Genomic DNA, 26,281 nt, shown 5'->3' with positions numbered 1-26,281 from the left:
CGTGTTTTACAAATTGTAGCTAGTGGAGATGTAATTTATTCATAATAAAATAAATTTTTAGAAAATTAGTTCGATTTGGTATGTAGATTAAGTAATTATTCTTTTATACTTACACTAAGAAAATAAAAAAGGTCTGCACAGTGTTAATGTTTGTAAGCGCTGTCAAAATAAAAAGGGAGTGAACATTATGGCAATGAAAAGCAGTGAACTGCAAAAGGCTGGTTCATGGGAGTCAGAAGTTTTTCAGGTCCTCAATCCTGAGGGAAAACTGCTGAGCGAACTGGGCGGAGAAATTGATGAAGAGCTAATGATAAAGATGTATGAAAATATGCAGTTTGTAAGGGCATTTGACAGAAAGTCCGTCATTCTTCAAAGACAGGGGAGGATCGGAACGTACGCCCCTTTTGAAGGCCAGGAGGCGTCCCAGGCAGGAAGCGCGATGGCTCTGTCTGATATGGACTGGATGTTTCCCACATACCGGGATCATGCAGCGGCAATGATCCATGGCCAGGAAATGTACCGTGTTTTTCTGTACTGGATGGCCCATATGGACGGAACAACCTGTACAGAAGGAAAGAAGATACTTCCTCCTTCAGTGCCTATCGCCACACAGCTGCTCCATGCGGTTGGCACTGGATGGGCAAGTAAATTGGACGGGGATAAGGATGTCAGTATTGCTTATTTTGGAGACGGGGCAAGTTCAGAAGGAGATTTCCACGAGGCTTTAAACTTTGCTGGTGTATTTAAGACGCCTACTATTTTTTTCTGCCAGAATAATGGCTATGCCATCAGTGTCCCGTTCGAGAAACAGTCTGCTTCAAGAACAATAGCGCAGAGGGCAGCTGCTTATGATATTAACGGAGTGAGGATCGATGGAAATGATATTTTCGCAGTTTACCTGACTGTGAAAGAAGCTGTGGAAAGAGCCAGAAGGGGCGAGGGGCCTACTTTGATTGAAGCGGTGACCTTCCGCTACGGGGCCCATACTACAGCTGACGACCCGAAAAAATACCGCAATCAGGAAGAAGTTTCAAAGGAATGGCGTGACAACAGGGATCCTCTGACTCGCCTGAATAAATTCCTTACTGAAAATGGGCTATGGGATGAAACGAAGGAAGCGGAACTTCTCAGTAAAGTAAACGCAAAAATCGATGAAGAACTAAAGCGTGCTGAAAATTATCCTAAATCACATGCGCTTCAGATGTTCGATCATGTGTATGCGGAAACTCCATGGCATATTGCAGAACAAAGGGAAGAACTGAAGAAATATCTTGCAAAGGATGGGGATGAGAGTTGAGCCGGAAATTAACGATGATACAGGCGATAACAGAAGTAATGGACCAGAAGCTTGCTGAAGACCCGCGAGTGATGCTGCTTGGAGAAGATATCGGAGTGAACGGCGGTGTTTTCCGGGCGACAGACGGACTTGTGGAAAAATACGGTGAAGACAGAGTAGTTGACACGCCCCTTGCTGAATCAGGGATTGTGGGCACCTCAATTGGCCTTGCCATGAACGGAAAAATTCCAATTGTTGAAATTCAGTTTTTAGCTTTTATTTATCCGGCGTTTGAGCAGGTCGTCTCCCATGCAGCACGGATGAGATACCGTTCAAGAGGGCAGTTTGAAGTACCTATGGTAATCCGTACACCATATGGAGCAGGTATCCGGGGACCAGAACTCCATTCAGAAAGTGTAGAAAGCTTTTTCGCTCATACACCAGGATTGAAAGTAGTAGTGCCTGGAAGCCCGTACGATGCGAAAGGACTTCTCGTCTCTGCAATCGAAGACAGAGACCCTGTCATTTTCCTGGAGCCAACAAAACTGTACAGGGCATTTAAAGAAGAGGTTCCAGAAGAGCTTTACCGGGTCCCGCTCGGCAAAGCGAAAGTTGTTAAAGAAGGAACAGATTTAACGATCTTCTCCTGGGGGGCAATGCTGAGAGAGGCTGTGAATGCGGCATCCAAGCTTGAAAAAGAGAAAGGCATGAGCTGTGAAGTTGTCGATCTCCGTACTTTATATCCTCTCGACAGAGATACAATCATTGAATCGGTCAAGAAAACCGGAAGAGCTGTTGTAGTGCATGAAGCACATAAAACAGCTGGTCTTGGCGGTGAAGTAATCTCGCTTATTAATGATGAAGCACTTATTTATTTGAAGGCGCCGGTTAAGCGAATCACAGGCTTTGATGTGCCTGTACCAATGTTTTCTGTAGAGGAAGATTATATGCCGACACTGGAACGTGTGAAAAGGGGCATTGAAGAAACGGTGAATTTCTAATCAGGGCAGGCTTAAAGGAGGAAAAATAATGGTAGAATTCAAGCTCCCTGACGTAGGGGAGGGTATGCACGAAGGTGAAATACTCAGCTGGTTTATAAAAGAAGGAGACTTCGTTGAGCAGGATCAGCCTGTTCTGGAAGTACAGACTGACAAAGTAAATGCCGAACTCACTGCACCGGCTTCCGGCATCATTAAAAAGATTTTCTTTAATGAAGGAGAAGTAGCAGAAGTAGGCTCTATACTTTTTACTATTGTGGAGGAAGGTGCAGCTGAAGAATCGGCGGCTGCAGCTGAAGCTGTGGCAGAAGCAAAACCACGACAGACCGAAGCAGAGAAACCTGCAGTAACGGCAGTTGTTTCCGGAGGAGCAGGAAACTCCTCTGCAAAGACACGTGCTCTGGCAACTCCATTTGTAAGGCAAATGGCCAGGGAAATGAAGATAGACATTGAAAAAGTTACTGGTACAGGGCCGGCAGGGCGAGTGACAGAATCAGATTTGCGCCAATATTCCAGTGGAGTAACAGCGAACCCAGCTGAAAAGGCAGAGCCTGTGAAACTATCTTCCGGGAAAGAAACTCAGAAAACATCTGAAACGAATAAGGTATTGGAATTCAGCCTTGGACAAGAGGAAGAAAGAATCCCGTTAAAAGGAATCAGAGAAAAAATCGCAGAGCGAATGGTCAAGTCTGTTTCTACTATCCCTCATGTCACTCATGTGGATGAGATGGAGATGGGACCACTGAAAGAACTCAGAGATGAGCTGAAAGTTTATGCGGAACAAAAAAATATAAAACTCACATATCTCCCATTTTTTATAAAAGCGGTAGTAATTGCATTGAAAGAGTTTAAAGTCTTTAATGCTTCTGTTGATGAAGAGAATAAAGAAATAGTGTTAAAAAATTACTATCATATCGGAATAGCAACTGATACAAAGCAAGGCCTGGTCGTCCCTGTAATTAAAAATGCTGACCGAAAGAGCATTCTTGAAATTGCCGGGGAAATAGGAGAACTTGCAGAGCAGGCAAGAGAAGGAAAACTGAAAGTGAATGATATTACCGGAAGTACGTTTACTATCAGTAATGTAGGGCCGATCGGCGGTATGCACGCTACACCGATAATTAATCACCCGGAGGCTGCTATACTTGCTTTGCATAAGATGGAGCCGAGAATGGTAGTCAGGGACTGGGAAGGGGTTATCCGTCTGATGATGAACATTTCCTTGTCATTTGACCACAGGATTATTGACGGGGTGGCCTCGGTAAAGTTCACAAACAGAATAATCGAACTGCTTGAGAATCCGAAACTTCTTTTTATGGAGATGAATTAAATGGTTGTAGGCGAAGTAGCAGTTGAAACAGACGTAGTAGTAATAGGAGGAGGCCCAGGCGGTTATGCTGCAGCAATTCGCCTGGGGCAGCTTGGGAAATCAGTCACATTAATCGAAAAGGATACACTAGGCGGTGTCTGTCTGAACAGAGGGTGTATACCATCAAAGGCATTAATCCATACAGCAGAACAATATCATAACTTGTCAGGGCTTGGACAGATGGGAATTAAGCTTCCGGACAGTGGAGATCCAGCAAGCTTTATAATGGAAGACTGGCAGCAATGGAAAAGGGGAATCGTCTTACGCTTAAATCAGGGAATCGCCCACTTATGTGAAAAAAACGGTGTTACTGTTGTAACAGGGGAGGCGAGTTTCCTGTCTGAGAACAGAATTGGTGTGGAAACAGGCGGAGACTTTGAAACTTATAAATTTGAAGAGGCAATAATAGCGACTGGGTCACGCCCTGTTCTTCCCTCTTTTCTTCCGGTGGATGGGGAATATATTATCGATTCAACAGCAGCTCTTGAGCTTAGCGAAGTCCCGGATAAACTGGCGGTAATAGGAGGAGGGTATATCGGCATTGAAATGGGAATGGCGTTTGCAAAACTTGGAGCGGAAGTCACTGTTATAGAAATGGCTGACAGGATATTAGCCCAGGTTTCTCCGGAGCTTGCAAAAGAGGTGGAGAAAAAAGCAAAGAAGGCTGGCATCAAGCTGAAAACCTCCGTCAAGGTAGAAGAAGCTAAGGTGGAGAACGGCCAGGTTACCCTCCGGACTTCAAGTGGTGAAGGAGAAGAAGTGATCGAGGCAGACAAAGTTCTCGTTACCATCGGAAGAATGCCAAACACGGAAGGAATCGGACTGTCGCAGGCAGGAGTCCGTCCAGATGAAAGAGGCTATATTGAAGTAGACAGTCAGTGCAGAACAAACGTGCCTAATATATTTGCAATCGGTGATGTCACTCCTGGCCCGGCTCTTGCCCATAAGGCATCCAAACAGGGGATTGTAGCCGCGGAAGTAATCGGAGGGCTCCCGAGCGCAGTAGATTCGCCTTTTATTCCTTATGTTATATTTTCAGACCCTCAGGTTGCCGGTGTTGGAATGACCCTGGAGGAAGCTGAAAGAGAGGGAAGGAACGTGAAAATCGGAAAGTTCCCTTTCCAGGCTAACGGAAGAGCACTGGCCACAAACGAAGCAGAAGGTTTTGCAGAAGTCATTGTTGACGCAGAATCACATGTTCTTCTCGGAATGCATGTTGTGGGAGCAGATGCCTCAAATCTGATTGGAGAAGGTGTGCTCGCCATGGAACTGGCGGCGCGTGTTGAAGATATTGCTCTGACTGTCCACCCACATCCTACTTTAACAGAAGGATGGATGGAGGCGGCCGAAGCAGCATTGGGACATGCCATTCACATTGTAAACAATTAAGAATGGCATGGAGTATATATCAGCAAAAAATGGAGGTATAGCAATGAGCTTACTTGAGTATCCCATGGGCTTAAAGTCAGAAATTTTAACTGAATTTTCCGAATTTGAACAGGTGGTATTCTGCAATGATCAGGACACTGGACTAAGAGCCATAATAGCAATTCATAATACAGCAGCCGGACCAGCGATCGGGGGCTGCCGGATGCAGCCGTATCCTACGATGGCGGAGGCACTGGAAGATGTCCTCAGGCTTGCAAAGGGGATGACTTATAAATGTGCTGCTGCAGATGTGGATTTCGGAGGAGGAAAATCCGTTATTATCGGAGACCCGGCTACTGATAAATCACCGGAAATGTTCAGGGCGTTCGGCAAGTTTGTAGATTCACTGAACGGGCGTTTTTACACAGGAACCGACATGGGCACGACTATGGACGATTTTGTGCATGCACTTAAAGAAACAAATTGTATTGTAGGAACCCCTGAGATATATGGAGGAAGCGGGGACTCTTCTGTTCCAACTGCAATGGGTGTTATGTATGCCCTGAAAGCGACGAACAAAACCCTTTTTGGAAACGACAGTCTTGCCGGGAGAAGTTATGCAATTCAGGGACTTGGAAAAGTTGGTTATAAGGTGGCTGAACAGCTTCTGGAAGATGGTGCAGATCTGTTTGTTTCCGATCTTGATGATCGGCTCCTGGAAAAAATAACATTGAAAGGTAAGGAAACTGGCACACAAGTAAAAATACTCAAAGGGGATGAAATATATTCTGCAGAGGCAGATGTATTTGTACCTTGTGCTGTCGGAGGCATTATTAACGAGGAAACGATAGAAAGATTAAAGGTCAGAGCTGTAGCTGGTTCAGCAAATAATCAGCTCCTTCACCAGAAGATGGGTGAAAAACTGCAGAACAGAGGAATTCTTTATGCTCCGGATTATATAACAAACAGCGGCGGCCTCATTCAGGTTTCCGATGAATTATACGATTCTAATAAAGAAAGGGTTTTAGCTAAGACAAAAGCTATCTATTATTCTCTCACGGAAGTATTCAGCAGCGCTGAACGAAACAAGCTTACAACCGTGGAAGCTGCAAATCGCATGTGTGAAGAAAGAATTGAAAGCCGTAAAAGACAAAACAGCTTTTTCCTTCATAACAGACGGCCTAAATGGGATATCAGGCATTAATAAGCATGGAGAGAAGGTTATACTTTGTTATCTCTACGGGAGAAACAAATATACAATAAAACGATTGACCAAGGAGGAGAAAAAATGTATCAGAAGCTGTTGAAATTTATGGGGGCAGGATTACTTAGTGTGATGGTTCTTGCAGGATGCGGTGCAGACGACACGGATGGAGCAGAAGGAAACAATGACGCTGACGGCAACGGGGAAGCGGCAGCAGCGGAGAACAACAATAACAATGAAGAAAATGCCGCTAATAACGGTGAAAATAATGCCGCAGACAACAATGATAATGGCAATGAAGAAGCAGCCGGTGAACTTGAAGAAGTGAAGATTGGCGCAACTCAGATTGTGGAACACCCATCCCTTGACGCAGCCTTTGAAGGGTTTAAATCAGCTCTTGCTGATAACGGCTACGTGGAAGGAGAAAACGTATCTTATAATTTCCAGAGCGCACAGGGTGACCAGAACAACGCAAATACAATCGCTAATAACTTTGTCGGCGATGGAGTCGATATGATTTTTGCAAACTCTACTCCAAGTTCCCTCGCGGCACTTAATGCAACAGGCGATATTCCGATTGTTTTCACATCTGTAACTGATGCAGTCGGAGCGGGCCTTGTTACAGCTCTTGATGAGCCAGGTGAGAATATTACCGGGGTTCAGGATCTGCATCCGGAAGCAATACCAATGACTGTTGATTTCATTGAAACTTATTTCCCGGATTCCACAATTGGGACGATCTATAACTCAGGAGAGCAAAACAGTGTTGCTCAGATTGAGACTCTGGAAGAAGCAATCGACGGAACAAGCTTATCATTGGTGACACGAAGCGTATCTACTTCTGCTGAAGTTCAGCAGGCCGCTGATTCACTTGCTGGTGATATTGACGTTTTCTATATTGTAACGGACAACACTGTAGTTTCCGCTCTTGAAACTGTAGTAGCAACTGCGAACGACCACGACATTCCTTTAGTTGTCGGAGAACCAGACTCCCTCGGACGGGGCGGTTTTGCATCCTATGGTATTGATTACTTCACGATCGGATACCGAGCAGGAGAAATGGCTGCAGAAATATTAAAAGGCGAAAAAACAACACTTGACTTCCCTGTAGAAGATCCTCCTGAAATGCAGCTGATGATTAACAAAGAAGCTGCAGAACAGCAAGGTGTTGAATGGGATGGCGAATGGGACAGCATTGCTGAGTTTGTAGAAAGTGAGTAATCAGAAGATGCTCATGCGCTTCTTGTAACAGAAGCGCATGACTATCTCTTTTTTTGGAAGGCTGGTGATTTTAAAATGATGATCTCCCTATTTGGTTCATTTGAATCAGGGATTATATACGCTCTCATGGCATTAGGTGTTTATTTATCGTTCAGAGTTCTGGACTTTCCGGACTTAACAGTGGACGGGAGTTTTGTAACTGGAGCAGCTGTTGCCGCTCTGATGATTATTAATGGCTATTCTCCGCTGACGGCTACACTTGCAGCAGTGATCGCAGGGTTTCTTGCTGGTTGTATTACCGGAGTACTCCATACGAAAGGTAAAATCAATCCTCTATTATCAGGTATCTTAATGATGATCGCCCTATACTCCATTAACTTGCGGATAATGGGAAGACCGAACATTCCCCTGCTTAACGAAGAAACTATTTTTTCTAAATTAACAGCCTTCTGGCAGAATCTTGGTCTTGATTCTGTTTTCAATCCAATCCTTGGTATTTTCGGAGCAACACAATTACCGAGAACATGGGCTGTATTAATTGTAATGATCTTCGTTACTTTCACAATCAAGTTCTTAACAGATTATTTCCTGAAAACTGAAACCGGGCTTGCGATCAGGGCCACAGGTGATAACAAACGAATGATCAGAAGTTTTTCTGCCAATACAGACTGGCTTATTATCCTTGGAATTGGAATTTCGAACGCGATGGTTGCTTTGTCAGGTTCTCTGATTGCACAGCATGGTGGTTTCGCTGATGTGGGGATGGGAATCGGAATGATTATCATCGGGCTTGCGTCTGTAATCATTGGTGAAGCTTTATTCGGGGCAAAAACGATAGCAAGGGCAACATTAGCTGTTATCGGCGGGGCTATCATTTATCGTATTGCCGTGACCTTCGCATTAAGAGTAGATTTTCTCGAAGCAGGAGATATGAAAGTCATCACAGCAGTTATTGTTATTGCAGCACTGGTAGCTCCAAAGATTCTGGAGTCAAGACGGGATAAAAAGAGGCGGCTTCGGAAGAGAGAAGAGCTTACAAAGAGACTCGCCTTTGAAAATGAAAGCGGAGGAGTGAAGAGCAGTGCTGCACCTTAAAAATGTCAGTATTACTTTTAACGAAGGGACCCCGGATGAGAAAAAAGCTCTTCAGAACATTAATGTGGAATTAAAAAAGGGTGATTTTCTTACAGTAATAGGCAGTAATGGAGCAGGGAAATCCACGATGATGAACTCTATTTCAGGGTCACTGATTACAGATGTAGGCGATATTGAGATAAATGGCAAGAATGTCACCCATATGCCTGAATATAAGCGCGCAGCCTTTATCGGAAGGGTTTTTCAGGATCCAATGGCTGGAACAGCGCCAAGTATGACTATTGAGGAAAATTTAGCAATGGCTTTTTCAAGAAATAAAAAAAGAACGTTAAAGCTTGGTGTTAACAAGAAAAGACGCCAGTTGTTCAAGGAATATCTTGAAACACTGAATCTCGGGCTTGAAAACCGTATTAACGCTAAAGTAGGGCTGCTTTCAGGAGGGGAAAGACAGGCTTTATCTCTTCTAATGGCAACTTTTACAGAGCCGGAAATACTTCTCCTGGATGAGCATACGGCAGCCCTGGACCCGGCCCGTGCTGAACTGATTACAAACCTGACGGATGAAATTGTCAGTAAGTTCAATCTCACTACTCTGATGGTTACCCATAATATGCAGCAGGCTCTGGACTTAGGTAACCGCCTGGTCATGATGGACAGCGGCCAGATTATCCTCGATGTAGAGGGAGAGGAAAAACAAAAACTTACTATCGAGAAACTTCTGCAGGAATTCCAGCGTTTACGAGGCAAAAAGATGGAGAGTGACAGGGCCGTTCTCGCATAAAAACAGGGCTGTATCCCGGACTGCAACAACCATTAAAGACAGAATATTTAATTTTTATTGCCAATCGTATGACTTTATACTATAATTACGTTATAAATACGTTATACGTAGGAGGCGTGATTTAAAATGGTTGATGCGACGTACGATAATCAGGTTGACCAGCAGAAGTACCAACAGTTTATGGAGAAAATTGAGGCCGGAGGAAAAATCGAAGCAGACGACTGGATGCCTGATGACTACAGGAATGCATTGATTAAGCTTATTTCTATGCACGGCATTAGTGAAATAATGGGAGCGCTGCCAGAGAAGGAGTGGACCCCGAAGGCTCCGTCCTTACACAGGAAGCTGGGAATTATGGCAAAAGTGCAGGACGAAATGGGGCACGGTCAGCTTCTCCTTCGTGTTGCAGAAGATTTGATGGCACCATTAGGAAAGAATCGTGAAGATATTATGGAAGATTTATTAAGCGGCAGATTAAAGTTTCATAATGTTTTCCATATGGAAACAAAGACGTGGGCGGACGCAGGAATCGTAGGATGGCTTGTAGATGGCGCGGCAATCATCACTCAGACAAATATGCTAGATTCATCTTATGGTCCTTACGCAAGAGCACTGAAAAGAATTTGTGCAGAGGAAGTATTCCATGCTCAGCACGGAGAAGCGATTATTATGGCGCTAGCTGAAGGAACAGATCAGCAGAAAGAACTGATCCAGGAAGCGCTTAACCGCTGGTGGCCGGCACTGCTGATGTTCTTCGGGCCTGCATCAGCCAATACAACAGGGTCTTCAAAACAGGACACCACAATCAAATATAAGATTCGTAAAAATACAAATGAGGAACTGAGACAACATTTTTTCACTAAATATGTGCCAAGGATATTGTCTCTGGGGCTGACTATCCCTGACGAAACAATTCGCTATGACGAAGAAAATGAAACATGGATTTATCAGCAGCCTGACTGGAATGAGTTTAAACAAATAATTTCTAACAACGGGCCAAGATCCAAAGAAAGACTGCAGCTCAGAAGGATTTCCCACGAAAATAACGCATGGGTCAGAGAAGCCCTGGGCGCGAGAAGAAACATTTCGGCTGTCTGATAAAAAAATAGCGAAGGAGGGAGAAGCATGGATACAAACAGGGAAAATATCGATTTGTTTTATGAGGAGTTTGTTGTTTTTAGTAAAAAAAATCCAAACGGACATATGACCGAGCAGTATACCTTACTGGCTCCAAACGCGGAACTGGCCCTGATGATGGCGCAGGAAAACTTTATGAGAAGAGAACCTGTCAGTGACTTATGGGTCGTTAAGCGTTCGGATATAACAGCCGTGAAGCCGGAGGACAGGGAGATGCTGTACCGTCTTGATAATAAAGATTACCGTAATACAAAGGGATACGGCTATCTTAAGAAAAAGTGGCGTGAAAAAGAACAGGAAATGTTTGACGAGAAAGAGATACTCTCCTGGGCTAAGGGGGTTGGAAAATGAGTATCAAATCAGCTGGGGAAATAACCGATCAGGCATATAAACAAGTGCTTGCTGAACTGCTTTATCAACTGGGGGACGATGATTTTGTATTGTCTTTCAGGGGTTCCGAGTGGCTGGGACTCTGCCCGCATATTGAGGAAGACGTAGCCTTTTCCTCTATTACTCAGAATACAATGGGGCACGCCACTATGTATTATAAACTCCTTGAGGAACTTGGCGAAGGCACGGCGGACGAACTTGCCCACGCCAGGCCAAAAGAGGAGAGGAAGAATGCAGTTATTCTTGAAGAAAAAAACGGCGAAGGCGGATATATGGATGAACCGAGGTATGACTGGGCTTTCACTGTAGTCAGGAATTACTTTTATGAGGCTGCGAAAAAAGTCAGGATTGATTCTTTAAAGCAGTCATCTTACAGCCCGCTTGCTAATGTCGCTAAGAGTATAGGAAGAGAGCAATATTTCCATCTCAAGCACTGGGAAGTATGGTTTACTCAGCTTCTGTCCAGTACACCGGAAGCTGCTGAAAGAATGAATATACAGGTTGAACGGGTATGGCAGGATTTTGGCGATGTCTTATCACTTGGACCATCGGGAGAAAAAATGGCAGAATTCGAGCTGATCGGGGACGAAAAAACATTAACCGAACAATGGCTTAAACAGGTTGGGTCTGCTTTTAAAGCAGCAGGGGCAGTAATGCCGGAGGGAGCTCCCGGGGCAGTATCCGGGAACGGAAGAGAAGGATTTCATACTGAGGACCTTACTCAGGCCCTTGACACTCTTGGAGAAGTTTATAATCTTGACCGTGCTGCCGCCTGGTAAACCCAGTGCCGCAGGGTAAAGCGAGGTGGAAGATATGCAGCATGAAGTACAGCAGGTAAGAGAAGAGATTCTTGAAGCTCTTAAAGAGGTGAAGGACCCGGAAATACCGTCTGTCAGTGTCGTCGAGCTTGGTATGTTTTATGATGCACAAATTGAAGATGGTCAGGTTATTGTTATTAAGATGCTCCCTACATTTACTGGGTGTCCGGCCCTGGATATTATCAGCAGAGATATCAGATTAGCAGTCCAGAGTAAAATCAGCTGGGCCGAAGAGGTCAAGGTAGAATTTGTATTCGACGAAAACTGGACGACAGAAAGAATTAGTGAAGAAGGCAGGCAGAATCTGAAAGAGTATGGAATCGCTCCGCCTCCTGTCAAACATAAGGAGGGAGACCCCTGGCATGTGGACTGCCCTTATTGCGGGTCCACTTATACGACAATGGAGAATATTTTCGGCCCGGCAGCTTGCAGAAGCATTCTTTACTGCCGTTCCTGCAAGAATCCTTTTGAAGCTATGAAACCAGTATCAAATATTTAAAAACAGAGAGGAAGATTTAAATGGTAAAATTCACTGCATTATACAAAAAACCGGAAAACCCTGCAGCATTTGATGAACATTACTTCAACGTTCATGCTCCTCTTACAGAAAAAATTCCTGGCCTCCGTAAAATGGAAGTAACAAAAATCGTCGGTTCGCCAATGGGAGAAACAGATTATTATCTTCAGTGCGACATGTATTATGACAGCATGGACGCATACAAGGAAGCTATGAAAACAGATGAAGCTAAAGCTTCCGGAAAAGACCTTATGAAGTTTGCCGGAGGTCTTGTAACTTTGTTAATTGGTGAAGAAGTAAATGGGTAACTATGAATTTATTAAAACACGGGTCGAAGAAGCGACTGGAATCATCGAGCTTCATCGGCCTGATGTTTTGAACGCTCTTAATCGGAAGATGGTTGACGAGATTGTGGAAGCACTCGAACGTTATGACCAGAGCGAAGATATAAGAGTAATTGTAATTACAGGGAGCCAGAAGGTTTTTGCCGCAGGAGCGGATATTGATGAAATGGCAGATGACACCCCTGTATCAATGGAACTCCGTAACCAGTTCGCTGTATGGGACAGGATCTCTCTTGTGAAAAAACCTGTTATTGCAGCAGTTAATGGTTATGCCCTTGGAGGAGCCTTTGAACTCGTCCTTAATTGTGACCTTATTTTTGCTGGTGAAACTGCTAAATTTGGTTTTCCTGAAATTAATCTCGGGGTAATGCCCGGGGCAGGAGGTACCCAGCGGCTGGCGAAAACAATGGGCAAAGCAAAAGCGCTTGAATGGCTCTGGACCGGTGAACATATGAGTGCAAAAGAGGTCTATCAATACGGAGTTATAAACAAGGTAGTCGCCCCTGAAATACTAATGGATGAAGTGCTGAAATATACTGCTAAGCTCAGCAGACAGGCTCCTCTTTCAGTGAGGCTGATCAAAGAAGCGGTCAATAAAGTAACTGACTCCACCCTGGAAGAAGGATTGTTGCTTGAACGAAAAAATTTCTACCTTCTCTTCGGCTCAGAGGACCAAAAAGAGGGCATGAAGGCGTTTATTGAGAAACGAAAACCTGATTTCAAAGGGAAGTAGAAGCTGAGTGAGTCAGGAAAATTGCTCATCATTTTGCCAGGTTCACTTGTACGATTGGTTACAAGCTCGAGTAAACTGACAGGGAATTCCTTTAAAAAACGGCTTTACGGTTAAAAGGAGTGCTTATGTACAATACAATTACTTATCATATTGAAAATAATGTTGCCTGGCTGACATTAAACCGTCCAGATAAACTGAATGCTTTTACGGAAGAAATGAATAAAGAAGTAACGAAGGCTCTTAATACAGCTGAAAAGGACAGCGGCGTCCGCTGTATTGTTATAACAGGATCAGGAAGAGCTTTCTGTGCAGGGGAAGATTTGGCAGGTGTGGATGAAAACACGGACCACGCTGAATTTTTGAGGAAAAGGTACAACCCCATGGTTCAGAAAATTGCTTCTATTGAGAAACCTGTGATAGCGGGAGTCAATGGTGTAGCTGCGGGAGCTGGTATGAGCCTTACTCTGGCATGTGATTTCCGGATCGCATCTGAAAAAGCAAGCTTTGTGGAAGCCTTCATTCATATCGGTTTAATTCCGGATTCTGGAAGTCTTTACTACCTTCCAAGGCTTGTAGGGCACGCAAAAGCGATGGAACTGGCTGTATTAGGGGAAAAAATTAGTGCAGCTGATGCAAAAGAATTTGGTTTAGTCACAAAGACTGTGTCAGCGGATAATTTCGAAGCAGAATTAAGGGATTTTTCCGAAAGGCTTGCAAAAATGCCTACGAAAGCAGTGGGGTTAATTAAGCGATACATGTATGAAAGCTGGACAGGAACCCTCCCGGAAGTTCTGGAAAAGGAAGCATATGGTCAGAGAACAGCAGGCCTTACGGAAGATCATCAGGAAGGATTAAAGTCTTTCGGGGAAAAAAGAAAGCCGGAATTTACCGGACGATAGGAACTATGAACTGTTAAGAAGAAACCTTAGATTACTACAAAGGAGCGGGATAGAATGGCACAAGCAACTGGACAAAAAAAGCCTGTAATGGAAGCAAAGGAAGTAAAGCGTGATTTCTACCAGTTTATTATTAACGGAGAGCGTACAGACAGCAGTTCCGGTGAAACTTTCACAACATATAACCCAGCGACGGGAGAAGCTTTAGCAGAGGTAGCAAAAGCAACGAGAGACGATGCTGAACGAGCTGTGCAGGCAGCAAGAAATGCTTTTGAAAACGGAAAATGGAAGCGCTATCCTGTTGGGAAAAGGGCCCGTGTACTTAACAAAATTGCTTCAATTATGAGATCCAGATTCAATGAGCTTGTGGAGCTCGAAGTATTGAACAGCGGAAAGTCATTATCAGCGGCTCAGGGACAGGTTATGCAGTCAATTGAGGATTTTGAATTTTACGCTGGTGCAATCGTAGGACATCGCGGGAAAGTAAATAACGTCCCAGGCGGATTCTTTAACTATTCACAGAACGAGCCGGTTGGTGTCTGCGCACAGATTATTCCATGGAACTACCCGATGATGATGGCAGCGTGGAAAGTTGCTCCTGCTATTGCAACTGGCTGTTCGGTTGTACTTAAGCCTGCAAGCCTTACTCCACTTACTGCAATTGTACTGACAGAAATCTGCCATGAAGCCGGAGTTCCTGAAGGAGTAGTGAATATCGTTCCTGGCTCAGGAGCAGTTGTAGGCGATTACCTTGTGGAACATCCGGAAGTAGACAAAGTGGCATTTACTGGTTCTACACCTGTCGGAAAAGACATCATGGGGAAGGCTTCAAAAACTTTGAAACGTATTACCCTGGAGCTTGGAGGAAAATCGCCAAACCTTGTATTTGACGACGCAGACATTGATGCTGCTGTAGCAGGTTCTTTATTCGGGATTTTTTACAATACAGGCCAGTCATGTGAAGCCCGTTCCCGTTTGTATGTGCAGGAAGGCATCTATGATGAGTTTATGGAAAAATTCGTTGAAAAAACAAAAGCTTTGAAGCTTGGCGATCCATTAAACAAGGAAACACATCTTGGAGCAATTATAAGCAATGACCAGCTGGAGATAATTGATTCTTACGTCCAGTCAGCTAAAGAAGAAGGTGCCACCATACTGGAAGGTGGTAAAAGACTTGATATTGAAGGATTTGAAAACGGCCACTGGTATGCACCAACAATTATTACCGATGTTACACCTGATATGAAGGCTGTAAGAGAAGAAATTTTTGGTCCGGTTGTTGTAGTGCAGAAATTCAGCGATGAAAAAGAAGCTGTTAAACAGGCCAACGACACAGAATACGGCCTGGGCTCGGCTGTATGGACTACTGACCACGGCAGAGCAAAGCGTGTAGCTGATCAAATAAGAGCAGGTATTGTAATGGTTAACTGCCCGTTCTCCGCATTCCCGGGAACGCCTTTTGGGGGCTATAAGCAGTCCGGTTTCGGCCGTGAATTAAGTATTGAAACACTTGATTTATATACAGAAGAGAAGAGCGTTCTTTCTTATCATGGCAGCCGGCCGCTCAACCCGTTCGGGGTTTAAACTCCGGCAAAACCGAGGGCAAGCCCTGGCATCGTGCCAGGGCTTTGCATGCCTTTGAACTAAGCAGTGAGAATTCTACCAAAGTAAACCAAGTAACAGACCGGGGTGATAAGAATGATTAATCAGATTACTGTAATAGGCGCAGGCGTAATGGGGCGGGGGATTGCATATGTGGCAGCTGCAGGCGGCTATCGTACAGTCCTTGCAGATATTAATGAAAATATTCTTGAGAGCGCGCAAAATGAAATTGACTCGATTTTCGTCAAAGGGATCGAACGGAACAAAATTTCCAAAGAGAAAGCCGAGTCAGCTCAGGCTTCTTTAACTTTTACCACCAGCCTTGAAGAAGCTGTGGTAAATGCAGATCTTGTAATTGAAGCAGTCCCTGAAAAACAGAAAATTAAACAAAGTGTCTTTGAAACAATGGATAAATATGCTCCTGAAAACTGCTATTTTGCCACAAATACTTCAACAATGAGCCCAACAGAAATTGGGTCTTACACAACCAAACCGGAAAAGGTAATCGCCATGCATTTCTTTAATCCAGTGCATAAAATGCCTCTTATAGAAATAGTCCGGGGTCTTGAAACTTCTGATGAAACAGTCCAGGTGATAAAAGAGGTATCTGAGAGAATGGGAAAAGAAACGGTAGTTGTTAATGAGTTCCCTGGGTTTGTAACGAGCCGAATTAGTGCAATGGTCGGAAACGAAGCTTTTTATATGCTCCAGGAGGGTGTAGGGACTCCTGAAGAAATAGATAAAGCGATAAGGCTAGGCCTTAATTATCCTATGGGACCATTCGAACTAGGCGATTTAGTAGGACTCGACGCGAGGCTCAATAACTTAAAGTATCTTCATAAAACGCTTGGTGAAAAGTTCCGCCCTTGCCCGCTTCTTGAGAAATATGTAAAAGCCGGCCGGCTGGGACGTAAAACCGGCAGAGGTGTATACGACTATACGAAAGAAACGGTGTAACCGGAGGAGAGGGAAGGCAAATGCTTAAAGAAACTGTAATTGTAGATGCAGTAAGAACCCCTATCGGGAGATATAAAGGTGGATTAAAAACGGTCCGCCCGGATGATTTAGGAAGTATTGTTATTAAAGCCTTGCTTGAAAGAAATCCGGCACTGGATCCATCTGAAATTGAAGACGTAGTTCTTGGGAATGCCAATGGAGCAGGGGAAGACAACCGAAATGTTGCAAGAATGTCTGCACTGCTGGCAGGCCTGCCTGTAGAAGCGGGAGGTACAACAATTAACCGCTTATGCGGATCCGGGCTGGATGCAGTTACATATGCTGCACGTGCTATTGCTGTCGGGCATGGAGATATTTATATTGCCGGAGGAACAGAAAGCATGACGAGAGCTCCACTTGTCACGGGAAAACCTGAATCTGAGTACCCCCGGGGAGACATGCGTTTATACGATACAACTATCGGATGGAGATTTGTAAATCCTTTAATAGAAGAAATGTATGGTACTGATTCCATGCCTCAGACAGCGGAAAACGTTGCTGAACAGTTCAGTATTTCAAGAGAGGAACAGGATCGTTTCGCATATCAGAGTCAGCAGCGGGCAAAACAGGCAATGGAAGCAGGGCGTTTTAAGGAAGAGCTTGTTCCGGTTCCGGTAAAAGACAGAAAAGGCAATGTCACATTTGTGGAGGCGGATGAACATCCACGGCCTGAAACAAGCCTGGAAAAACTGGGTAAACTCCGTCCGCTGTTCGAAGGAGGTACAGTGACAGCAGGGAACGCTTCAGGGGTGAATGATGGTGCTTCCGCATTATTACTTATGAGTGCCGAAAAGGCTAAGGAGCTTGGACTTAGACCTCTTGCCAAATTTGTTACTGCAGCTGTGGCAGGTCTTGAACCGCGGATTATGGGCATTGGCCCGATTTTTGCCACAAGAAAAGCTTTGCAGCGGGCGAATCTTACAACGAAAGACATCGGGCTAGTGGAATTGAATGAAGCTTTTGCTTCCCAGTCCCTGGAATGTATGAAACAACTGGAACTTAGTGAAGACATAGTGAATGTTAACGGAGGATCAATCGCGTTCGGCCACCCTCTGGGAGCAAGCGGAGCAAGGATCTTAACAACCCTTATATACGAGATGAAGAAGAGAGACGTTGAATATGGCCTGGCTACAATGTGTATAGGCGTGGGCCAGGGAATTGCAGCTGTCGTAAAGAACGCCGAATAATATACTGGAAGTGATTTTTATGAAAAAAGTCTTATACAGTAAAGAGGGCCATCTTGCTTATATAACTTTAAACCGCGAAGAGCAGCTTAACTGCTTTGATTATGAAACTCTAGAAACACTTGGGAGCATTGTGGAAAAAGTCCACTTAGATAAAGAAGTCCGGGCAGTTATATTTACCGGGGCAGGAGAAAAAGCCTTCAGTGCAGGGGCGGACCTGAAAGAAAGAAAAAAATTAAATGAATCTGAAGTAAGAAGAAATGTAAAGGCGATCAGGGATGTCTTCACAGCTGTTGAAAATCTGCCCCAGCCGACGATCGCGGCAATAAACGGGTATGCTTTTGGCGGTGGTTTCGAACTTGCACTTGCCTGCGATTTCCGCATAGCAGCAGATGAAGCTAAAATGGGACTGACAGAGGTTAGCTGGGCAATCATCCCCGGAGCCGGGGGCACCCAGCGTCTTCCAAGACTGATAGGGCTTTCTAAAGCAATGGAGCTGATACTGACCGGAGAAAAAATAACCGCCCAGAAGGCTCTGGAGCTTGGGATATTAAATTCTCTGACAGAAAAAGACGAACTTCTGGCAGAGTGTGAAAAGCTTGCTGCCAGGATTACAAGAAATGGTCCTCTTGCAGTACAGCAGGCTAAATATGCCGTGCTGCAGGGAACCAATGTAGATTTGCATACAGGACTGGCTCTGGAAGCGAAGGCCTACGAAGTAATCATTCCAACAAAAGACAGACTTGAGGCTTTAAAGGCTTTTTCAGAAAAGAGGCCTCCGGAATTTAAAGGAGAATAGACATTTCCCTGATTTGTCAATCAGTGTTAATTTGGTATAATAAGGCATAGGAATAAGAAATACGGAGAATACAGGGCGAAAGACAGCCCTGTAATTTTCTCATTATATACCCTTAATTTAGAAAATCACGGATACAGAAGGTTGTGTGCAGAAGGATGGAAAATACGCTGAATACCCGGTCAATGATATTCACACTTTTTGGGGATTATATCCGCCATTATGGAAATGAAATATGGATAGGAAGTTTAATAAGAGTTTTGCAGGAGTTCGGGCATAATGAACAATCAGTCAGAGCCGCAATCTCCAGGATGAACAAGCAAGGCTGGATTGCCTCAGAAAAGAGAGGGAACAAAAGCTATTACTCTCTTACTGAAATGGGCAAGGAACGGATAGAAGAAGCAGCAGAAAGAATCTATAAAATCAAACCACATTCCTGGGATGGGAAATGGCGGATTTTAATGTATACAATTCCTGAAACAAAACGCAGCATCCGGGATGAACTGAGGCAGGAGCTGATATGGAGCGGTTTCGGTTCCCTTTCCAACAGTACCTGGATCTCGCCAAACAAACTGGAAAAGCAAGTATACACGCTTATAGACAAATATAAAATACATGACTTTGTTAATTTCTTCGTATCCGATTATAAAGGGCCTGGTGAACCTGAAGGCCTCGTTCAGAACTGCTGGAATATCGATGAGATTAATGAAAAGTACGAACACTTTATCAGGGATTACAGCCAGAAATATGTCATTGCGAAAAATAAAATTGATAAGGGAGAAATGACGGACGGACAGTGTTTTGTGGAAAGAACTATCCTGGTGCACGAGTACCGCAAATTTTTGTTCATCGATCCAGGTCTTCCAGGTGAACTTCTCCCGGAAAAATGGCTGGGGGACTCCGCGGCAAGTTTATTTTCCGATTATTATGTTACACTCGCTGAGCCTGCGAACAGCTTTTTTGAAGGCATCTTTAAAGAAGGAAATGAAATGGCGAATATCAGTAAAGATTATGACATTCTGGACCACCCTTTTATCGCAAATAACCAGTAAAAAGCTGTCTTCGGCCGAAGACAGCTTTTATTTCACTTTAAGAAAGTATAAAATTTTAGCAGGGAAGTTGATTCGGCGCAGAGAAAATTTTCAGGGCTAAAGTGTAAGTGCAACTACGCCTCTGTCTTCGCCTTAAGGCTCGCCAATCGGCGAGTCTTCTTTATGAGTTGAAGAATCGGTCCTTTCTCAGCCAGGTACTGAAGGAGGTGAAAAACAATTTTGCTTTTATTTACCGCCAAGCTCTTTCAAATATTTCTGCCCTTTTTCATGATAACTGCTGATTGTCAGTTCGATAAGTTTTATATCATCATCATTTAATTCCCGGATGACTTTACCTGGGGATCCCATAACCATTGTCCGGGGCGGAATTTTTTTGCCTGGAGGGATAAGTGTATTGGCCCCGATAAATGCATATTCACCTATCTCCGCACCGTCGAGGACGGTCGCTCCCATGCCTATTAAAGCTCCCTTTCTCACAGTACAGCCATGAAGGATAACATTATGTCCTATTGATACTTCATCTTCCAGGACCAGAGGAAACTCTTCATAGTTATGAAGGGTAGAGTTGTCCTGTACGTTGCAGCGGTCACCAATACTGATAGGTGCTTCATCTCCTCTGATCACCGTGTTAAACCATATACTCGATTCTTCTCCAATTGTCACATCACCGATTATATGTACGCCTGGAGCGGTGAAAACATTATTCGGAACATTCGGATATTTTTCGCCGTAAGGGTAAAGCATTGCTGGACCTCCTCATTTAATTAGGTTAAAATAAGTATAACATTTTTTCTGCGGCAGGTGATATTTTGAATATACTTTGTGAGAAATTATCCATTACATATCCAATTATTCAGGGAGGAATGGGGAATGTGAGCAATGCTCCTTTAACCGGGGCTATCTCACAGGCAGGTGCCCTTGGCACTATCGGAGCCGGCACAATGGCCCCGGATGAATTAGAAAGTCTAATACTCGACGTAAAGAAATTAACTGACAGGCCTTTTTGCATTAACATTCCTATCACTGTTCAGCCCTATTTAAAAGAAGTTGTGCAGCTTGTGGAAAAGCACTGTATCCCTGTTGTATCTTTGTCAGCAGGAAACCCGGCGAAGCTGGCGAAGCATTTTAAAGACCAGGGGGTAAAAGTAATTTGTGTCGTTGCTTCAGTGAGACAGGCCCAAAAAGCGGAACAGGCAGGAGCTGATGTTATCGTTGGGGAAGGCTATGAAGCTGCTGGTATTAATTCGAATTTCGAAACAACAACTCTGACACTAATACCCCAGCTTGTGAAGGCTGTCTCTGTTCCAGTAGCTGCAGCGGGAGGGATAGGAGACGGTAGAGGATTGGCAGCGATGCTTTCTCTTGGAGTTTATGGAGTCCAGATGGGTACCCGTTTTATTGCCACGGAAGAGGCTCTTGTACATAAAGACTATAAACGACTTATTGTAGAAGCAAGCGATACGGACACAGTGGTGGTCGGCCGGACCGTCGGAAGGATTCGAAGACTTCTCAATACAGAGTATGCGAAAAAACTGGCTGAAAAAGAGGAAAGTGGAGTTACAGCAGAAGAGTTTGGCGAATTAACGAATGAAGACCGGCATATTTCCGGTGCCATCCAGGGGAATTTAGCAGATGGCCACTTAAACAGCGGACAGATAGCAGGTATAGTCGATGATCTTCCTCCTGTTTCAGAGCTCATCAGGAGAATGATGGCTGAAGCCGAAGAGGCAGCAAAGGGTCTGTCCTCAAAGTTAGGAATACGTTAATATAAGGAGGTCAAATAATGAATCAAACATTTAAAGCTAACGAATTAGTGACAGTAGTGACGGAAAACAGAACCCCCCCTAACTGCGATATTACGCTTAATATCCGGCCTGTTAAGGCAGAGAACGGTTCAGCAGAAGCAGTATGGCAGGTTGATGAAAACTTTATAAATGGGGTAGGAGTGGCAATGGGCGGCTATGTTGCTTCAGCTGCTGACATAACTATGGCTTATGCCATCTCCTCTTTATTAGAAAGCAGCGAATCTTTTTTTTCGATTAACCTGCAGACAACTTTCCATAAACCAGTAGCTGTTGGTGAAGCTGTGGTTGAAGCAAAGGTTGAAAAGAAGGGGCGAAAAGTAGCGTATTTAATAGCAGAAGTTAAACAAAACGGGAAACTGGCAGCAACGGTCCATTCTTCTGTAATGATTATTAATAATGAAGAATAATTAAGGAAATAAAGGATGGAAAAAACTACAAGTAAACAAGATGAATTTTGCTGTCAATTAAACAATATACTTATTTAGAGATAGTGTTTATGTTGACAAAAAACGTAAGCTTTTTGTATACTAATTATAAATATTATAATGTAAGAATGTTTTTCGGAAGAGGTGAAGCAAATGGAAAACCATCGACTTCAAGAAGCATTACATTCTTTAAAAAGCACCAAAGTTCGAATGACGCCTCAGCGCCATGCAATATTGGAATATTTATTCAGTGTGGAGGTTCATCCTACTGCTGATGAAATATACAAAGCACTTGAAGGGAAATTCCCTAATATGAGTGTGGCGACTGTATATAATAATCTTCGTGTCTTTAAAGAAGTCGGTCTGGTTAGAGAATTGACATATGGCGACTCTTCCAGCAGATTCGACAGTAATACTTCTGATCATTATCATGTAATCTGTGATGACTGCGGAAAGATTGTAGATTTCCATTATCCGGGATTAGACGAAGTGGAAACACTTGCGGAACATGTGACTAATTTTAAAGTCCGTGATCACCGTATGGAAATATACGGCCTGTGTCCGTCATGCCAGAAACAACATCAACATTAAGAGAAGCAGGGGCATACCAGCTTCTTTTTTTTGTTGTTTAGAAAATTATAGATTTCCGCCATGTGGATAAGTGAAACTTACCATGTGTATTGTCTAGCTCCAGCGCCTGCGAGCTCGAGGTCACTTCAGGCCTTTTCTGAAGCCAAAGAGCGGCTTCTGTCAAAGTCCTTCCAGTGCTTGGGTCTGCGGTTACTCGTCGCAGGTAAAGAGTGTCGCTCGTGACCAAGGCGCTTGCGCTTTTGTTCTGCTTAAGTAATTAAAAAAATCTAACCAGAACGGCTGGTTAGATTTTTTGGTTATTTATTTGCTTTTTTTGTTATAATTTTCGTCAAATTCTTTTCCTTCCAGTGACTTATCCAAAGTTAATGGTTCGTCGCAGTACATACATGCATCGACTCTTCCAAGCATTTTTGTCTGTTTACCACAGTTTGGACACTGAACTTGAACGGTCTTTGAAGAAAGCATTCCAATCCAGAAGTAAATAACCGTACTTGCAATAATAGCCAGAAAACCAAGAAGCATAAAAGCAGTCACAAGAAACGGATTTTGCTGAAAGAACAATCCAATATACATAATTGCTATTCCGGCGAAAATCAGCACCAGAGCAAAGGTTCTGATTTTATTAATTTTGTTTGAATATTTTATTCCCATAGTAAACAACCTCCTAACTTGAAAGTATAGCATAAATTTTTCGTATCACCATCATCTTTTGTTTAACTAATTAGGAGGTTTTTTTTTAGCTTCGTCGAACATGTAAAATAGACAGTAAAAATAAAGCAGGCACCAACAATAACATAACTGCAGGAGGAGTCACTATATGGATGATTTGTTGCGTCAGCTCTACCAGGATCGGACCAGCGCAGAATATACACTTGGCATTATCGCTGTAAACAGCAGAAATAAACTTGATTCAACTACTGATTATTTTGATGTAGTTCTTCTTATAATTGTAGAAGATTCAACACCACCTTGGGAGGTAAAACATTATACATATAATGAGCAGAAAATAGCTATGCATATTGTCAGTACAAATCAATTGTACAACTGGCTGTTAACCAGCTCGAACAGAAAAGTTGTTGACTGGCTGATGAATGGCAGAGTAATTTTTGACAGAAACGAGTATACAGTTAATTTCAGAAAGCAGCTGCTTGAATTCCCGGCAGAAGAGCGAAGGATAAGAACTGGTGTGGAGTTTGCAAAATTAATACGCCGTTTTACAGACGGTAAAGCTTTGTTCCATCAAGGCCATATGCTTGATGCATATAATCAGATTGTCCATGCGCTGCATCATCTTGCCAGGCTCTCAGTTATTGAGCATGGTTTTTATCCTGAAGTAACCGTGTGGGAGCAAGTAAAGAATATTGAACCCGAAATATATAAACTTTATGCTGAATTGGTAAAAGGGAACGAGTCTATTGAGAAAAAACTGGAACTGTTACTCATTGCTAATGAATTTGGGCTTATGACAAAAACTAAACTCGGCAGCGCACATCTTTTTGATTTATTGAAAACAAAGGAAGCCCCGTGGTCTATAGAAGAAATTAAACAGCAATTGAGCATTAATGACTATTCCCTGGATCTAACGATTATGTTGGAATATCTTGTGGAAAAAGGGTATGTGGACGTAATCAAAGAAGAAACTAAAGGAAAGGAAATCTTTCACCGGAAATATATGCTGAATCAGCATGATTATAATAAGGAAGAAAAATAGAAAAAGAAGATGACTGCCTGTTTACATTTTAATCTGCGATTCAGGCAGGTAACGTTTTTTCGGCTTTAGCAGGCATAGTACTATGCCTGCATGTTTAATTTATTTTTTATAAACCAGGGGTTGCTTTTTGTTATGAATAATGTTAAATTATTAAATGTCGCCGTAACAAAGCGACAGAGCGAGCGTAAAATAAATCGAATAAAGATGTTGACTTTTGTTTTTGTAAGTGATAAGATAATAAAGTCGCCAAAAACGACAGCTGAACATTTTGACCTTTGAAAACTAAACAAAAAGCCAAGCGAAGTGGGATATTTTAAATATCCCGTCAATCGAAAGAGTAATCTTTCAAATTAAATGATGTCAGAGACATCAAACTCGTTTCAATTTATTGGAGAGTTTGATCCTGGCTCAGGACGAACGCTGGCGGCGTGCCTAATACATGCAAGTCGAGCGCAGGAAACAGGCTGATCCCTTCGGGGTGATGCCTGTGGAATGAGCGGCGGACGGGTGAGTAACACGTGGGCAACCTGCCTTACAGACTGGGATAACTCCGGGAAACCGGGGCTAATACCGGATGACCAGAAGAACCGCATGGTTCTGCTGTAAAAGTTGGGACTTGTTCCTAACACTGTAAGATGGGCCCGCGGCGCATTAGCTAGTTGGTGAGGTAACGGCTCACCAAGGCGACGATGCGTAGCCGACCTGAGAGGGTGATCGGCCACACTGGAACTGAGACACGGTCCAGACTCCTACGGGAGGCAGCAGTAGGGAATCATCCGCAATGGGCGAAAGCCTGACGGTGCAACGCCGCGTGAACGATGAAGGTCTTCGGATTGTAAAGTTCTGTTGTCAGGGAAGAACACGTGCCGTTCGAACAGGGCGGCACCTTGACGGTACCTGACCAGAAAGCCCCGGCTAACTACGTGCCAGCAGCCGCGGTAATACGTAGGGGGCAAGCGTTGTCCGGAATTATTGGGCGTAAAGCGCGCGCAGGCGGTCTCTTAAGTCTGATGTGAAAGCCCACGGCTCAACCGTGGAGGGTCATTGGAAACTGGGGGACTTGAGTGTAGGAGAGGAAAGTGGAATTCCACGTGTAGCGGTGAAATGCGTAGATATGTGGAGGAACACCAGTGGCGAAGGCGACTTTCTGGCCTATAACTGACGCTGAGGCGCGAAAGCGTGGGGAGCAAACAGGATTAGATACCCTGGTAGTCCACGCCGTAAACGATGAGTGCTAGGTGTTAGGGGTTTCGATACCCTTAGTGCCGCAGTTAACACATTAAGCACTCCGCCTGGGGAGTACGGCCGCAAGGCTGAAACTCAAAGGAATTGACGGGGGCCCGCACAAGCAGTGGAGCATGTGGTTTAATTCGAAGCAACGCGAAGAACCTTACCAGGTCTTGACATCCTCTGACAACTCTGGAGACAGAGCGTTCCCCTTCGGGGGACAGAGTGACAGGTGGTGCATGGTTGTCGTCAGCTCGTGTCGTGAGATGTTGGGTTAAGTCCCGCAACGAGCGCAACCCTTGACCTTAGTTGCCAGCATTCAGTTGGGCACTCTAAGGTGACTGCCGGTGACAAACCGGAGGAAGGTGGGGATGACGTCAAATCATCATGCCCCTTATGACCTGGGCTACACACGTGCTACAATGGGTGGTACAAAGGGCAGCAAAGCCGCGAGGCCGAGCGAATCCCATAAAGCCACTCTCAGTTCGGATTGCAGGCTGCAACTCGCCTGCATGAAGCCGGAATTGCTAGTAATCGCGGATCAGCATGCCGCGGTGAATACGTTCCCGGGCCTTGTACACACCGCCCGTCACACCACGAGAGCTTGTAACACCCGAAGTCGGTGAGGTAACCTTTTGGAGCCAGCCGCCGAAGGTGGGACAGGTGATTGGGGTGAAGTCGTAACAAGGTATCCCTACCGGAAGGTGGGGATGGATCACCTCCTTTCTAAGGAGCTTAAAAGGCT

At 44.1% G+C, this 26,281-nt stretch carries 26 protein-coding genes and 1 rRNA gene; 25 read left to right on the top strand and 2 right to left on the bottom strand.

Going from position 1 to position 26,281, the window contains the following annotated elements; all coding sequences use genetic code 11:
* Nucleotides 1-187 precede the first annotated feature (187 nt).
* The 20 genes from pdhA (at nt 188) to paaX (ending at nt 19,777) form a co-directional block, all read left to right on the top strand.
* Nucleotides 188-1,297 (top strand): pyruvate dehydrogenase (acetyl-transferring) E1 component subunit alpha, encoded by a 1,110-nt coding sequence (gene pdhA, locus BK582_RS24365; protein WP_078597502.1) that lies wholly within the window; start codon nt 188-190, stop codon nt 1,295-1,297.
* Entirely contained in the window at nt 1,294-2,277 is a 984-nt protein-coding gene (locus BK582_RS24360) for an alpha-ketoacid dehydrogenase subunit beta (RefSeq protein WP_078597501.1), read from the top strand. The genes pdhA and BK582_RS24360 overlap by 4 nt, the downstream gene beginning before the upstream one ends.
* A 28-nt stretch (nt 2,278-2,305) precedes the next feature.
* A complete protein-coding gene (locus BK582_RS24355) occupies nt 2,306-3,604 on the top strand; it encodes a dihydrolipoamide acetyltransferase family protein (RefSeq protein ID WP_078597500.1) in 1,299 nt (432 codons plus the stop codon).
* A complete protein-coding gene (lpdA, locus tag BK582_RS24350; protein WP_078597499.1) occupies nt 3,605-5,032 on the top strand; it encodes a dihydrolipoyl dehydrogenase in 1,428 nt (475 codons plus the stop codon).
* 43 nt (nt 5,033-5,075) lie between these two features.
* Nucleotides 5,076-6,215: a Leu/Phe/Val dehydrogenase gene (locus BK582_RS24345; protein ID WP_078597498.1), complete on the top strand. Its 1,140-nt coding sequence runs from the start codon at nt 5,076-5,078 to the stop codon at nt 6,213-6,215.
* A gap of 84 nt (nt 6,216-6,299) precedes the next feature.
* The gene (locus tag BK582_RS24340; protein ID WP_078597497.1) at nt 6,300-7,436 is read left to right on the top strand and encodes an ABC transporter substrate-binding protein; all 1,137 of its coding nucleotides are present in this window, start codon (nt 6,300-6,302) and stop codon (nt 7,434-7,436) included.
* Nucleotides 7,437-7,511: 75 nt separating this feature from the next.
* Nucleotides 7,512-8,531 carry an ABC transporter permease gene (locus BK582_RS24335; protein WP_078597496.1) on the top strand — a complete coding sequence of 340 codons (1,020 nt, stop codon included), beginning with the start codon at nt 7,512-7,514 and terminating at the stop codon, nt 8,529-8,531.
* On the top strand, nt 8,518-9,312 hold the full coding sequence (locus BK582_RS24330) for an ABC transporter ATP-binding protein (protein WP_078597495.1): 795 nt from the start codon (nt 8,518-8,520) through the stop codon (nt 9,310-9,312). The genes BK582_RS24335 and BK582_RS24330 overlap by 14 nt, the downstream gene beginning before the upstream one ends.
* A gap of 126 nt (nt 9,313-9,438) precedes the next feature.
* The gene (gene paaA / locus BK582_RS24325) at nt 9,439-10,410 is read left to right on the top strand and encodes a 1,2-phenylacetyl-CoA epoxidase subunit PaaA (RefSeq protein ID WP_078597494.1); all 972 of its coding nucleotides are present in this window, start codon (nt 9,439-9,441) and stop codon (nt 10,408-10,410) included.
* A gap of 27 nt (nt 10,411-10,437) precedes the next feature.
* Nucleotides 10,438-10,800 (top strand): 1,2-phenylacetyl-CoA epoxidase subunit PaaB, encoded by a 363-nt coding sequence (paaB, locus tag BK582_RS24320; RefSeq protein WP_078597493.1) that lies wholly within the window; start codon nt 10,438-10,440, stop codon nt 10,798-10,800.
* Nucleotides 10,797-11,618 carry a 1,2-phenylacetyl-CoA epoxidase subunit PaaC gene (gene paaC, locus BK582_RS24315; protein ID WP_078597492.1) on the top strand — a complete coding sequence of 274 codons (822 nt, stop codon included), beginning with the start codon at nt 10,797-10,799 and terminating at the stop codon, nt 11,616-11,618. Before paaB ends, paaC begins: the two co-directional genes overlap by 4 nt.
* A gap of 34 nt (nt 11,619-11,652) precedes the next feature.
* The gene (gene paaD / locus BK582_RS24310) at nt 11,653-12,156 is read left to right on the top strand and encodes a 1,2-phenylacetyl-CoA epoxidase subunit PaaD (RefSeq protein ID WP_078597491.1); all 504 of its coding nucleotides are present in this window, start codon (nt 11,653-11,655) and stop codon (nt 12,154-12,156) included.
* A gap of 20 nt (nt 12,157-12,176) precedes the next feature.
* The gene (locus tag BK582_RS24305) at nt 12,177-12,482 is read left to right on the top strand and encodes an EthD family reductase (RefSeq protein WP_078597490.1); all 306 of its coding nucleotides are present in this window, start codon (nt 12,177-12,179) and stop codon (nt 12,480-12,482) included.
* Nucleotides 12,475-13,251, top strand: coding sequence for an enoyl-CoA hydratase-related protein (locus BK582_RS24300; protein WP_078597489.1), 777 nt, complete (start codon nt 12,475-12,477; stop codon nt 13,249-13,251). Before BK582_RS24305 ends, BK582_RS24300 begins: the two co-directional genes overlap by 8 nt.
* 125 nt (nt 13,252-13,376) lie before the next feature.
* The gene (locus BK582_RS24295) at nt 13,377-14,150 is read left to right on the top strand and encodes an enoyl-CoA hydratase-related protein (protein WP_078597488.1); all 774 of its coding nucleotides are present in this window, start codon (nt 13,377-13,379) and stop codon (nt 14,148-14,150) included.
* A gap of 54 nt (nt 14,151-14,204) precedes the next feature.
* Entirely contained in the window at nt 14,205-15,731 is a 1,527-nt protein-coding gene (locus tag BK582_RS24290) for an aldehyde dehydrogenase family protein (RefSeq protein WP_078597487.1), read from the top strand.
* A gap of 114 nt (nt 15,732-15,845) precedes the next feature.
* A complete protein-coding gene (locus BK582_RS24285) occupies nt 15,846-16,706 on the top strand; it encodes a 3-hydroxyacyl-CoA dehydrogenase (protein ID WP_078597486.1) in 861 nt (286 codons plus the stop codon).
* 20 nt (nt 16,707-16,726) lie between these two features.
* The gene (locus tag BK582_RS24280) at nt 16,727-17,932 is read left to right on the top strand and encodes a thiolase family protein (protein ID WP_078597485.1); all 1,206 of its coding nucleotides are present in this window, start codon (nt 16,727-16,729) and stop codon (nt 17,930-17,932) included.
* Nucleotides 17,933-17,951: 19 nt separating this feature from the next.
* A complete protein-coding gene (locus BK582_RS24275) occupies nt 17,952-18,728 on the top strand; it encodes an enoyl-CoA hydratase-related protein (RefSeq protein WP_177344655.1) in 777 nt (258 codons plus the stop codon).
* Between the two features lie 182 nt (nt 18,729-18,910).
* Nucleotides 18,911-19,777 (top strand): phenylacetic acid degradation operon negative regulatory protein PaaX, encoded by an 867-nt coding sequence (gene paaX, locus BK582_RS24270; protein ID WP_244895474.1) that lies wholly within the window; start codon nt 18,911-18,913, stop codon nt 19,775-19,777.
* Between the two features lie 225 nt (nt 19,778-20,002).
* On the opposite strand, the gene BK582_RS24265 is transcribed toward paaX, so the two are convergent.
* Nucleotides 20,003-20,521, bottom strand: a complete 519-nt coding sequence (locus tag BK582_RS24265; RefSeq protein WP_078597482.1) for a gamma carbonic anhydrase family protein — start codon at nt 20,519-20,521, stop codon at nt 20,003-20,005.
* Nucleotides 20,522-20,586: 65 nt separating this feature from the next.
* Here BK582_RS24265 and BK582_RS24260 point away from each other — a divergent pair, with 65 nt between their 5' ends.
* The 3 genes from BK582_RS24260 to perR all read left to right on the top strand — a co-directional run bounded on the left by BK582_RS24260 (nt 20,587) and on the right by perR (nt 22,598).
* Nucleotides 20,587-21,543, top strand: a complete 957-nt coding sequence (locus tag BK582_RS24260) for an NAD(P)H-dependent flavin oxidoreductase (RefSeq protein WP_078597481.1) — start codon at nt 20,587-20,589, stop codon at nt 21,541-21,543.
* Nucleotides 21,544-21,560: 17 nt separating this feature from the next.
* On the top strand, nt 21,561-21,989 hold the full coding sequence (locus tag BK582_RS24255) for a PaaI family thioesterase (protein ID WP_078597480.1): 429 nt from the start codon (nt 21,561-21,563) through the stop codon (nt 21,987-21,989).
* A 171-nt stretch (nt 21,990-22,160) separates the two neighbouring features.
* Nucleotides 22,161-22,598, top strand: a complete 438-nt coding sequence (gene perR, locus BK582_RS24250; protein WP_078597479.1) for a peroxide-responsive transcriptional repressor PerR — start codon at nt 22,161-22,163, stop codon at nt 22,596-22,598.
* A gap of 300 nt (nt 22,599-22,898) precedes the next feature.
* On the opposite strand, the gene BK582_RS24245 is transcribed toward perR, so the two are convergent.
* A complete protein-coding gene (locus tag BK582_RS24245; RefSeq protein WP_078597478.1) occupies nt 22,899-23,249 on the bottom strand; it encodes a YgzB family protein in 351 nt (116 codons plus the stop codon).
* Nucleotides 23,250-23,415: 166 nt separating this feature from the next.
* On the opposite strand from BK582_RS24245, the gene BK582_RS24240 reads away from it, so the two are divergent.
* Together BK582_RS24240 and BK582_RS24235 are read left to right on the top strand one after the other, a co-directional pair.
* On the top strand, nt 23,416-24,309 hold the full coding sequence (locus tag BK582_RS24240; protein WP_078597477.1) for a nucleotidyltransferase-like protein: 894 nt from the start codon (nt 23,416-23,418) through the stop codon (nt 24,307-24,309).
* Between the two features lie 385 nt (nt 24,310-24,694).
* Nucleotides 24,695-26,262: ribosomal RNA gene (locus BK582_RS24235) — 16S ribosomal RNA — on the top strand.
* Nucleotides 26,263-26,281 lie beyond the last annotated feature (19 nt).

This window comes from Evansella clarkii (assembly GCF_002019695.1).
Classification (GTDB): Bacteria; Bacillota; Bacilli; order Bacillales; family Salisediminibacteriaceae; genus Evansella; species Evansella clarkii.
The sequence above is the reverse complement of the archived record's forward strand: the minus strand, read 5'-3'. Positions and strand labels throughout refer to the sequence as shown.

Coding starts and splice junctions, on each gene's coding strand:
- pdhA (WP_078597502.1), top strand. CDS start 188: ATGGCAATGAAAAGCAGTGAACTGCAAAAGGCTGGTTCATGGGAGTCA.
- BK582_RS24355 (WP_078597500.1), top strand. CDS start 2,306: ATGGTAGAATTCAAGCTCCCTGACGTAGGGGAGGGTATGCACGAAGGT.
- lpdA (WP_078597499.1), top strand. CDS start 3,605: ATGGTTGTAGGCGAAGTAGCAGTTGAAACAGACGTAGTAGTAATAGGA.
- BK582_RS24345 (WP_078597498.1), top strand. CDS start 5,076: ATGAGCTTACTTGAGTATCCCATGGGCTTAAAGTCAGAAATTTTAACT.
- BK582_RS24340 (WP_078597497.1), top strand. CDS start 6,300: ATGTATCAGAAGCTGTTGAAATTTATGGGGGCAGGATTACTTAGTGTG.
- BK582_RS24335 (WP_078597496.1), top strand. CDS start 7,512: ATGATGATCTCCCTATTTGGTTCATTTGAATCAGGGATTATATACGCT.
- paaA (WP_078597494.1), top strand. CDS start 9,439: ATGGTTGATGCGACGTACGATAATCAGGTTGACCAGCAGAAGTACCAA.
- paaB (WP_078597493.1), top strand. CDS start 10,438: ATGGATACAAACAGGGAAAATATCGATTTGTTTTATGAGGAGTTTGTT.
- paaC (WP_078597492.1), top strand. CDS start 10,797: ATGAGTATCAAATCAGCTGGGGAAATAACCGATCAGGCATATAAACAA.
- paaD (WP_078597491.1), top strand. CDS start 11,653: ATGCAGCATGAAGTACAGCAGGTAAGAGAAGAGATTCTTGAAGCTCTT.
- BK582_RS24305 (WP_078597490.1), top strand. CDS start 12,177: ATGGTAAAATTCACTGCATTATACAAAAAACCGGAAAACCCTGCAGCA.
- BK582_RS24300 (WP_078597489.1), top strand. CDS start 12,475: ATGGGTAACTATGAATTTATTAAAACACGGGTCGAAGAAGCGACTGGA.
- BK582_RS24295 (WP_078597488.1), top strand. CDS start 13,377: ATGTACAATACAATTACTTATCATATTGAAAATAATGTTGCCTGGCTG.
- BK582_RS24290 (WP_078597487.1), top strand. CDS start 14,205: ATGGCACAAGCAACTGGACAAAAAAAGCCTGTAATGGAAGCAAAGGAA.
- BK582_RS24285 (WP_078597486.1), top strand. CDS start 15,846: ATGATTAATCAGATTACTGTAATAGGCGCAGGCGTAATGGGGCGGGGG.
- BK582_RS24280 (WP_078597485.1), top strand. CDS start 16,727: ATGCTTAAAGAAACTGTAATTGTAGATGCAGTAAGAACCCCTATCGGG.
- BK582_RS24275 (WP_177344655.1), top strand. CDS start 17,952: ATGAAAAAAGTCTTATACAGTAAAGAGGGCCATCTTGCTTATATAACT.
- paaX (WP_244895474.1), top strand. CDS start 18,911: ATGATATTCACACTTTTTGGGGATTATATCCGCCATTATGGAAATGAA.
- BK582_RS24265 (WP_078597482.1), bottom strand. CDS start 20,521: ATGCTTTACCCTTACGGCGAAAAATATCCGAATGTTCCGAATAATGTT.
- BK582_RS24255 (WP_078597480.1), top strand. CDS start 21,561: ATGAATCAAACATTTAAAGCTAACGAATTAGTGACAGTAGTGACGGAA.
- perR (WP_078597479.1), top strand. CDS start 22,161: ATGGAAAACCATCGACTTCAAGAAGCATTACATTCTTTAAAAAGCACC.
- BK582_RS24245 (WP_078597478.1), bottom strand. CDS start 23,249: ATGGGAATAAAATATTCAAACAAAATTAATAAAATCAGAACCTTTGCT.
- BK582_RS24240 (WP_078597477.1), top strand. CDS start 23,416: ATGGATGATTTGTTGCGTCAGCTCTACCAGGATCGGACCAGCGCAGAA.